This window comes from Amycolatopsis sp. NPDC049868 (assembly GCF_044461365.1).
Lineage (GTDB): Bacteria > Actinomycetota > Actinomycetes > Mycobacteriales > Pseudonocardiaceae > Amycolatopsis.
In genome coordinates, this window is sequence record NZ_JBITKV010000005.1 from 239,705 (window position 1) to 248,880 (window position 9,176).

9 protein-coding genes are annotated in these 9,176 nt (G+C 69.4%); 7 read left to right on the forward strand and 2 right to left on the reverse strand.

All coding sequences use genetic code 11. The features are described from left to right. Window positions 1-7 precede the first annotated feature (7 nt). Window positions 8-2,995: a BTAD domain-containing putative transcriptional regulator gene (locus ACIBTM_RS22860; RefSeq protein WP_395879096.1), complete on the reverse strand. Its 2,988-nt coding sequence runs from the start codon at window positions 2,993-2,995 to the stop codon at window positions 8-10. 146 nt (window positions 2,996-3,141) lie between these two features. Between ACIBTM_RS22860 and ACIBTM_RS22865 the strand changes: the two genes are divergently transcribed. From ACIBTM_RS22865 to ACIBTM_RS22875, 3 genes are all read left to right on the forward strand, one after another. Further along, entirely contained in the window at window positions 3,142-3,909 is a 768-nt protein-coding gene (locus ACIBTM_RS22865) for a class I SAM-dependent methyltransferase (RefSeq protein WP_395879097.1), read from the forward strand. Window positions 3,910-4,247: 338 nt separating this feature from the next. Next, window positions 4,248-4,454, forward strand: coding sequence for a heavy-metal-associated domain-containing protein (locus ACIBTM_RS22870; protein ID WP_395879098.1), 207 nt, complete (start codon window positions 4,248-4,250; stop codon window positions 4,452-4,454). Window positions 4,455-4,459: 5 nt separating this feature from the next. Continuing rightward, window positions 4,460-4,678, forward strand: a complete 219-nt coding sequence (locus tag ACIBTM_RS22875) for a CDGSH iron-sulfur domain-containing protein (RefSeq protein WP_395879099.1) — start codon at window positions 4,460-4,462, stop codon at window positions 4,676-4,678. Between the two features lie 51 nt (window positions 4,679-4,729). Here ACIBTM_RS22875 and ACIBTM_RS22880 read toward each other — a convergent pair whose 3' ends face one another. Further along, window positions 4,730-5,011: a metal-sensitive transcriptional regulator gene (locus ACIBTM_RS22880; RefSeq protein ID WP_395879100.1), complete on the reverse strand. Its 282-nt coding sequence runs from the start codon at window positions 5,009-5,011 to the stop codon at window positions 4,730-4,732. 163 nt (window positions 5,012-5,174) lie between these two features. Between ACIBTM_RS22880 and ACIBTM_RS22885 the strand changes: the two genes are divergently transcribed. From ACIBTM_RS22885 to ACIBTM_RS22900, 4 genes are read left to right on the forward strand one after another with little or no spacing between them, the layout of a single operon-like run. Next, on the forward strand, window positions 5,175-5,456 hold the full coding sequence (locus tag ACIBTM_RS22885; RefSeq protein WP_016331925.1) for a metal-sensitive transcriptional regulator: 282 nt from the start codon (window positions 5,175-5,177) through the stop codon (window positions 5,454-5,456). Window positions 5,457-5,487: 31 nt separating this feature from the next. After that, window positions 5,488-5,694 (forward strand): heavy-metal-associated domain-containing protein, encoded by a 207-nt coding sequence (locus ACIBTM_RS22890; RefSeq protein WP_395879101.1) that lies wholly within the window; start codon window positions 5,488-5,490, stop codon window positions 5,692-5,694. Between the two features lie 51 nt (window positions 5,695-5,745). Further along, window positions 5,746-6,714, forward strand: coding sequence for a hypothetical protein (locus tag ACIBTM_RS22895; protein ID WP_395879102.1), 969 nt, complete (start codon window positions 5,746-5,748; stop codon window positions 6,712-6,714). Window positions 6,715-6,740: 26 nt separating this feature from the next. Continuing rightward, entirely contained in the window at window positions 6,741-8,996 is a 2,256-nt protein-coding gene (locus ACIBTM_RS22900; RefSeq protein WP_395879103.1) for a heavy metal translocating P-type ATPase, read from the forward strand. Window positions 8,997-9,176: the final 180 nt, after the last annotated feature.

Consider the following 9,176-nt stretch of genomic DNA (forward strand, 5'->3'; position numbering starts at 1 on the left):
GTCCTTTTCAGACAGACCCGAGGAGTTCGAGCTTCGCCCGGACTTCGGCGGCTTGGGGAACGTCGAGGTCGCGGTAGAAGGCGAGTACCTGGAGCCAGTGCCGTCGGGCCTCGTCGTGCTCGCCCAGCTCGGCGTGGACGTCGCCGATGCCGGCATGGGCGTGCGTCAGCTGCTCGCGGTGGTCTGCCTCGGTGGCGACGGCCAGCGCGTCGCCGTAACCGCGGAAGGCCTCGGCGTGGCGCCCCGCGGCCGCGTGGGTGGCGCCCAACGCGTTGAGCGCCTCGGAGATCAGTTCCGTGTCACCGATGGCACGAGCGAGCGTCGCCGCTTCCTCATGGTGGCGCAAGGCCTGTTCGCCGTCACCCCGTCGCCGGTACACCACCCCGAGAACCCTCAGGCAATCCGCTTCCTGCGTGCGGAAACCCGCTGCCCTGGCCAGCGCCAAGCCGCGCTGGGCGTGGTCGAAGGCATCGTCGTCGTGTCCGATGTGGAGATACATCTTGGCCAGGAGATTGACCGCGTTGCACTCGATGTGTTCGTCGTGATTCTCTTGGCACAGGGCGAAAGCCACGTCGAGATGCTGTCTGGCTTCTTCGGGAAGGCCGAGGCTCAGCAGGTTCTGGGCATGGTTGATCCTGACCGCGCAGTGCAGGTACCAGCTCTCCTCCGGGTCGGTCAGCGCGAGTGCCAGCTCGAACCTGCGCCGGGCCTCTTCCAGCTCACCCTTCTTCCCGTACACACAGCCGAGAAAACTCAGCGTCGCGGCCTGGAACCCCTGCACCCCGGTGCGCTGGAACGCGGCCATCGCCCACTCGAGATGGTCGATCGCTTCGCGGTCCCGGCCCCTGCGTGACATCGTGACACCGAGTGCGCGTCGCGCCCTCGCTTCCGCGCGTTCGTCTTTCAGATCGCGGGCGGCTTCGACCGTGCGAGTGTGCAGTGCCACGGCATCGTCGTAGTAACCGCCGGTGTCGAGGTATCGCCACACGGTCTCCGACAGGTGGATCACGGCCGTCGGTCCGCCGTGCGCGCAGACCTCCAGCAGGTTGGCCCGCTCGGCGTCGAGCCAGCGCCACGCGTGGTCGTAGGTCGAGAACAGCGGCACTTCCCCGTGGGGTGCCGGCGCCTTCGGCCTTGGGGCGTAGTCGTCCCGCGCGATGACGTCCATCGCGGCCGAGGCCGTGGACAGGTAGTGGTCGAGCAGCCTGCTCAGCGTGGCCGCGCGTTCGTCGGCGCTGTCGGTGGATTCGGCGAGTTCGGCGGCGTACGCGCGCAGCAGGTCGTGGGAACGGTAGCGGCCGTCGGAAGACTGATCGACGAGATGGGCCCTGCGCAGCACGTCCAACGCGCGGCGCGTCTCCCGAAGCCCGGTGCCGGCGAGGGCGGCCGCCGCGTGGTCGTCCGTGTCGTGCCCAGGGTGCAGGCCGAGCAACCGGAACATCCTGGCCGCCGCCGCGTCCAGCTTCCGGTACGACCACGAGAACACGGCGCGCACGGCGGTCTGCGGATCACCGTCGACGTCCAGGAGATCGAGGGCGTCCTGCTGGCGGGAAAGCTCGTCGACGAATTCGCCGAGGCCGCGAGCGGGCCGTGACCGGATCAGCTCGGCGGCGATCCGCAAGGCCAAGGGCAGCCGAGCGCACCGTTCCACCAGCGCGGCGGCCGCTTCCGGCTCGGTGTCCACCCGGTCGGTGAGCAGTTCGCGGAGCAGAACGCGGGCGTCCTCGCTCGGCAGCCGATCGAGATCGAGCCGGTGGGCACCCTCGCGGGCGACGAGACCGGCCAACGCGTCCCGGCTGGTCGCCACCACGAAACAGGACGGGCTACCGGGCAACAGGGGACGCACCTGCTCGACCGTGCGGGCGTTGTCGAGCACGATCAACATCCGGCGCCGGGCGACGAGGGTGCGAAACCGCGCGGCGCGTTCGGCGAGGTCCTGCGGAATCGCCGCACCGTCCAAGTCCAGCGCGCGCAGGAAGCCCGCCAGCGCGTCTTCCGGCGAGACCGGCTGGTCGGGGCCATAGCCCCGGAGATCGACGTACAGCTGGCCGTCGGGGAACCGATCCCGCACCCGGTGTGCCCATCGCACGGCCAGCGCCGTCTTGCCCACTCCGGCGGTTCCGGCGACAGCCGAGATCACCGCGGGCTCTCCGGTGGCGAGGAGGCCGTCGAGCTCCGCGAGCTCGGCGTCCCTGCCCACGAATCCGCGCACGTCCACCGGTAGCTGAGCGGGAACGGTCGCGGGCGGGGCCTTCTCGTCCGGGTCCAAGGTCTCTCCCGCGAGCATGCGCTGGTGCAGCTCACGCAACTCGGGCCCCGGGTCCACGCCGAGTTCTTCGACGAGCGTGTCCCGTGCCGTGCGATACGCCCGCAGCGCTTCGGCTTGCTGCCCGGCGCGGTACAGGGCGGTCATGAGCAGGCCGTGCAGCCGCTCACGGACCGGATACCGGCGCACCAGATCCGTCAGCTCGCCGATGATCGCCGCGTTCAGCCCGCAGGCGAGTTCGGCCTGGTAGAGCGTCTCCAGCGCGACCGACCTGAGTTCGGCGAGCCGCTGCGCCCAGTCGGCGAGCAACGGGACGTCCACGTCGCGGAACGGGTCGCCGTGCCACAGGCCCAGCGCCCCGCGCAGGACGTCGACCGCCCGCTGTGGATCGTCGTCCGCGACTTCTCGCGCTTCCTCGAACAGCGAGGCGAACCGCTCCGAGTCCAGCTCACCCGGGAGCACCCGCAGCCGGTAGCCCGCCTCGCCGAACGACAGCCGATCCGGCTCGGCGAGCACACCCCGGAGCCGGTGAACGTGTAATTGCAGCCTCTGCGCGTGCCGCGGGTCCCGCCGGTCGCCCCACAACGCACCGGTCAGCACGTCCACCGGCACCGGCTGGTTCGCCCGCGCGAGCAGCACACCGAGCAGGATGCCCTGCAACCGTCCCGCCGGCGCCTCGTCCCGCCCGTCGAGCCGGACCCTCAGCGGACCCAGTACCTGAAACTCCACCGCACCCTCCCCGCCGCCCGCTCACCACCAGTTTGGCCTACGGGTACGCGCCGGCTCGACCGGTCCATCGCCCGAATCGTTGTGGCACATCCACTACCGTACGGTTCTCCGTTCAAGGTGACCGGGACGACCACCCAGGGGGACAGATGAGCGAGACGTTGGACGAGGCCGTCGCGGGCATCATGGCGCGGGTCAGTACGACGATCGCCGAGGGTGACAGCATGTTCGCGGGCAACAACACCGGGCACTACATGAGCGTGTCGAGGGATGCGTTGCGTGCGGTGCTCGCCGCGTTGCGGGTCACGGGGCGGCCGGAACCGAAGCGGGTGCTGGATTTCGGGTGTGGTTATGGCCGGGTGATGCGCTCGCTGCGTGCCGCTTTCCCGGCGGCGGAGCTGATCGCGTGCGACATGGACCCGGCGGCGCTGGCCGGTTGCGCGGAGGCGTTCGGCGCGCGGGCGGTGCTCGGTGCCCCGGACGTCGACGACATCGAGCAGGTGACCGATGTGGACCTGCTGTGGTGCGGTTCGGTGCTGACTCATCTCGACGCCCCGGACTGGGGCCCGCTGCTGCGCTACTTCTCGCGCGCGCTGGCTCCGGGCGGGGTCGCGGTGGTCACCACGCACGGCCGCCGGATGGCGATACGCGCCGAGGCGGGCAAGGACTACGGGCTGGACGCTCGTGCCACCGACCGCATGCTCGCCGCGTACAAGGCTTGCGGTTTCGGCTACAACGACTACGCGGGCAACGACGGGTACGGCATCTCGGTCAGCTCGCCCGGCTGGGCGGTGCAGCGCGCGCTGGAGGCGCCCGGCCTGCGTCTCGCCGGGTACGACGAGGCCGCGTGGGATCGCCATCAGGATGTGATGGTGCTGGTGAAGGACGCCGACGCGGTACTGAAGTCCGCCCTGTAGACCCATACGTTCAGCGCGTGAAGGCCCCCTTCCCTCGGCTCAGCCGAGGGAAGGGGGCCTTCACGCGCTGCTGCTGTGACTGCTGCTGCAGGTGTGGCGATCCGCGAGTACATGAAGGCCCCCTTCCTGTACCTAGGCGCAAGGAAGGGGGCCTTCATGTACTTGGGAAGGAGGCCTTCACGCGCTATGGCGTCGTCGTATGCGGCTGGTGAGCGGACCTTCTTGCGGGACAACGACAATTGCGGCTTTACATACCCTACCGGGGTAATGTTAGTGTGGCGGCGTGACGGCGAACGGATCGCCGCGGGACAACTTGTCGAACCGAAGGGTGAGAGCTGATGGACACCACCGTGTACACGGTCAAGGGCATGACCTGCTCGGGCTGCATGAACAAGGTGACGACGGCGGTGAACGGTGTCGTCGGGGTCAGCGAGGTGGACGCGGACATCGCGACCGGCGAAGTGACCGTCGTGAGCGAGGGGCCGGTCGACACGCAACTGGTGCGCTCCGCGGTCAAAGAGGCCGGCTACGAGGTGGTCGGCTGACGGCGATGGCCGAGAATGGAGCTGAACCGGCCGTTGTCATCAAGGTCGTGGACAACGGGCCTTATCAGGTGAAAGGGCCGGTCCGGCTCGTCGACCACGACGGTGCGGAATACGAGCTGACCGGCCGCACCCAATTGCTGTGCCGGTGCGGCAATTCGGCGAAGAAACCGTTCTGCGACGGAGCCCATGTCCGGACCGGGTTCACGGCGACCAGGGCGGAATGAGAAGCGGGCGGGTGACGTGAGGTCACCCGCCCGCTCGTTGTGCTGAAGGAGTCAGGAACGCACCAGGCGCGCGATCGCTTCGGAGGCTTCCCGGATCTTCCTGTCCGCCTCGGGGCCGCCTTTCGCGGCGGCTTCGACGACGCAGCCCGCCATGTGCCGTTCGAGGAGTTCGAGAGAGAACGATTGCAAGGCGCGGGTCGCCGCGGAGACCTGGGTGAGGACGTCGATGCAGTACTTGTCCTCCTCGACCATCTTCTGCAGGCCCCGGATCTGCCCCTCGACGCGTCGCAGGCGTTTGAGCTGGCGCTCCTTGTCGTCGCCCTGATCGGCCACGCTCACTCCTCGAGTCGGGATTTCGCGTACGCGTCAATCATGCCCGTCCAGGGGCGGTGCGTCGAAGGCGGCTTCCGTGCGAGCGGGCGGTGACATACGCCACTGGGGTATACGTGTTGCCCTACCCCCCTAGGGTATGTAGAGTCCTCGTCAGGAGGTCGAGATGCACGGATACACGCAAGGCAAGGACGAATACCTGACCCGGCTGCGGCGGATCGAAGGACAGATCCGGGGCCTGCAGCGAATGGTCGAAGAGGACAAGTACTGCATCGACATCCTCACGCAGGTGTCCGCGGCCACCAAGGCGTTGCAGTCGGTGTCGCTGGGGTTGATGGACGAACACCTCAGGCACTGCGTGTCCGACGCCATCGCCAAGGGCGGCGACGAAGCCGACGAGAAGATCAAAGAGGCCAGCGACGTCATCGCCCGCCTCGTCCGTTCCTGAACCAACGCAACGAATCCGGAGGAGAAGAGCCATGAGCGAGACCACCTACACCGTCACCGGTATGACCTGCGACCACTGCGTCCGTTCCGTCACCGAAGAGGTCGGCAAGATCGCCGGCGTCACCGGCGTCCGCGTGGATCTGCCCACCGGCGCGGTGACCGTGACCGGCTCCCAGGAACCCGCGGTCGCGGATGTGCGCGCCGCCGTCGAAGAAGCCGGATACGAGCTGACCGCCTGATCCGCGGTTCGCTCCCGATCGCGGGCCACGGCCCGCACTAAGGACTTCACGATGAACACAGTTGCGAAGCTCTCCGCCTACGGTGTGGCGCTTGCCCTGGTCGCCGGTGGCGCCTGGGCCGCAGGCACCGCTGTCGGTCCTTTCGCCGGCGCTGCCGGCCTTCCCGGCGGCGAGGACGCCGGGCATGGGGACGCTCACAGCGGCACCGTCGCGGAGGCGGCGCCGACCGACGAGCCCGGCGGGCTCGCGTCGTCCAGGGGCGGCTACACCCTCACGCCCACCACCACGACGCTCACGCCGGGGACGAACCAGCCCTTCTCCTTCAAGATTCTCGGCCCCGACGGCGCACCGGTCACCGCGTACGACGTCGAACACGAAAAGCGGATGCACCTGATCGTCGTCCGCCGCGACACCGCCGGTTTCCAGCACGTGCATCCCGAACTCGCGCCCGACGGCGTATGGAATGTCCCGTTGGCCCTACCCGAGGCGGGCAGTTACCGCGTCTTCGCGGACTTCAAGCCGACGGGCGGCGCGGCCTCGACACTCGGTGTCGACGTCGCCGCGGCGGGGGAGTTCAAACCCGTCGAGCACCGGCCGTCGCGCGTCGCCGACGTCGACGGCTACCAGGTCCGCCTGGACGGCGAGCTGACGCCGGGCAAGTCGTCGAAGGTGACCTTGACGGTGACCAAGGACGGCCGTGACGTGACCGATCTGCAGCCGTACCTGGGCGCATACGGGCACCTGGTGGCGCTGCGCGGTGGCGACCTCGCCTACCTGCACGTTCACCCGGACGGCGAACCCGGAGACGGTCGTACGAAGCCCGGCCCCACGGTGACCCTCTTCGCGGAAGTCCCCTCGGCGGGGACGTACCGGCTGTTCCTCGACTTCCAGCACCAGGGCAAGGTCCGCACCGCCGAGTTCACCGTCGCCACCGCGGGCACACCTGCCCCGGCCCCTTCAACGCCCCAGAACCAGACCCCACCCCCGGCGGCCGATGACGGCCACGGCGGACACGGCTGACCGCGAGCCGGAAAGGAGTGACCACGATGACTTCCGATCTGGACCAGGCCACGACGGCCGAGGTCGAACTCGCGATCACCGGGATGACCTGCGCGTCGTGCGCGATGCGCATCGAGAAGAAGCTGAACAAGCTGGACGGCGTCACCGCCACGGTCAACTACGCCACGGAGAAGGCGAAGGTCACCTACAGCGGGGACATCGAACCCCAGCGGCTGATCGAGCAGGTGGAGGCGGCCGGTTACGCGGCCGCCCTGCCCGCTCCGCCGAAGCAGGACCAGCCGGACGGGCCCGCCGAGGAGGCCGATCCGATCGCGCCGTTGCGGCAGCGGCTGATCGGCTCCACGGTGCTGTCGGTACCGGTGATCCTGCTGGCGATGGTGCCGGCGTTCCAGTTCACCTACTGGCAGTGGATCTCGCTGACACTGGCCGCACCGGTGCTGGTGTGGGCGGCGTGGCCGTTCCACAAGGCGGCGTGGGCGAATCTGCGGCACGGCGCGGCCACCATGGACACCCTGATCTCGATGGGCACGCTCGCCGCGTTCCTGTGGTCGCTGTACGCGTTGCTGTTCGGCAGCGCGGGAACGCCGGGGATGACGCACGCCTTCGAGCTGACCGTGGAGCGGATGGCCGGAGACGGCAACATCTATCTCGAGGTCGCCGCCGGGGTGACGACGTTCATCCTCGCCGGACGGTACTTCGAGGCGCGGTCCAAGCGACGGGCCGGTGCCGCGTTGCGGGCCTTGCTGGAGCTGGGCGCGAAGGACGTCGCCGTCCTCCGTAATGGCAAGGAAGAGCGGATCCCGGTCGACCAACTCGTCGTCGGGGACCGGTTCGTGGTCCGGCCGGGGGAGAAGATCGCCACCGACGGTGTGATCACCGAAGGCAGCTCCGCCGTCGACGCGAGCATGCTGACCGGCGAGAGCGTCCCCGTCGAGGTGGGTACCGGCGACGCCGTGGTCGGCGCGACGGTCAACGCGGGCGGGCGGCTCGTCGTCCGTGCGACGCGGGTCGGCGCGGACACGCAGCTGGCGCAGATGGCGAAGCTGGTGGAGGACGCGCAGACCGGCAAGGCGCAGGTCCAGCGGCTGGCCGACCGGGTTTCGGGCGTGTTCGTGCCGATCGTGATCGCGCTCGCCGTCGGCACGCTGATGTTCTGGCTCGGCGCCGATGGTTCGGTCGCGGCGGCGTTCACCGCGGCGGTGGCCGTGCTGATCATCGCCTGCCCGTGCGCACTGGGGCTGGCGACGCCGACCGCGCTGCTCGTGGGCACCGGACGGGGCGCGCAGCTCGGGATCCTGATCAAGGGTCCGGAAGTGCTGGAGTCCACCCGATCGGTCGACACGGTCGTCCTCGACAAGACCGGCACCGTGACCACCGGGCAGATGTCGCTGGTGGCGGTCCACGTCGCCGAAGGCGCCGACGAGGAGACGACGCTGCGGTTGGCCGGTGCGCTGGAGAACGCGTCGGAGCACCCGATCGCGCAGGCCATCGCCCGCGCGGCACGGGAGCGGGTGGGCGAGCTGCCCGCCGTCGAGGAGTTCACCAACGTCGAAGGCCTTGGCGTGCAAGGGATCGTCGACGGCAAGGCGGTGCTGGCCGGACGCAGCGCGCTGCTGGAGGAATGGGCGCACCACCTGCCGGCGGACCTCGCCGAGACGAAGGCGGCCGAAGAGAAGGACGGCCGCACCGCGATCGTCGTCGGCTGGGACGGGAAGGCCCGCGCCGTGCTCGTCGTCGCCGACACGGTGAAGCCGACCTCCGCCGAAGCCATCACGCAGCTGCGGGCGCTCGGCCTGACCCCGGTCCTGCTGACCGGGGACAACGAGGCCGTGGCCCGCGCGGTGGCCGCGGAGGTCGGGATCACCGAGGTGATCGCCGAGGTCCTGCCCAAGGACAAGGTCGACGTGGTCAAGCGGCTGCAGGGTGAGGGCAAGGTGGTCGCGATGGTGGGCGACGGCGTCAACGACGCGGCCGCGCTGGCACAGGCCGACCTCGGCCTGGCCATGGGCACCGGCACGGACGTCGCCATCGAGGCGTCGGATCTCACCCTCGTCCGCGGTGATCTCCGGGCGGCGGTGGACGCGATCCGGCTCTCGCGGCGGACGCTGCGCACCATCAAGGGCAACCTGTTCTGGGCCTTCGCCTACAACGTCGCGGCGCTGCCACTGGCCGCGGCCGGCCTGCTCAACCCGATGATCGCCGGCGCCGCGATGGCGTTCAGCTCGGTCTTCGTGGTCACGAACAGCCTGCGGCTCAAGGGATTCCGCAGCACGGCGAGCTGACCCTCGCTCGAACGAGGCGCTCGCGCGGCACTTCCGGTGCCGTGCGGGCGCCTCTTTTGCTTGCGCCGGGCCTGGTTCCGCACGCGGCCATCTGCGATCGTGTCGCGAAAGCCACATTAGGGACAAAAAAACAACCCCAAAATGGGTTTGCGCAACACCCACAAATACAATCAAGCCGCC

What these genes read in the sequence shown, in the direction of transcription:
- ACIBTM_RS22865 (WP_395879097.1), top strand. Translation starts at nt 3,142, where the DNA reads ATGAGCGAGACGTTGGACGAGGCCGTCGCGGGCATCATGGCGCGGGTC.
- ACIBTM_RS22870 (WP_395879098.1), top strand. Translation starts at nt 4,248, where the DNA reads ATGGACACCACCGTGTACACGGTCAAGGGCATGACCTGCTCGGGCTGC.
- ACIBTM_RS22875 (WP_395879099.1), top strand. Translation starts at nt 4,460, where the DNA reads ATGGCCGAGAATGGAGCTGAACCGGCCGTTGTCATCAAGGTCGTGGAC.
- ACIBTM_RS22885 (WP_016331925.1), top strand. Translation starts at nt 5,175, where the DNA reads ATGCACGGATACACGCAAGGCAAGGACGAATACCTGACCCGGCTGCGG.
- ACIBTM_RS22890 (WP_395879101.1), top strand. Translation starts at nt 5,488, where the DNA reads ATGAGCGAGACCACCTACACCGTCACCGGTATGACCTGCGACCACTGC.
- ACIBTM_RS22895 (WP_395879102.1), top strand. Translation starts at nt 5,746, where the DNA reads ATGAACACAGTTGCGAAGCTCTCCGCCTACGGTGTGGCGCTTGCCCTG.
- ACIBTM_RS22900 (WP_395879103.1), top strand. Translation starts at nt 6,741, where the DNA reads ATGACTTCCGATCTGGACCAGGCCACGACGGCCGAGGTCGAACTCGCG.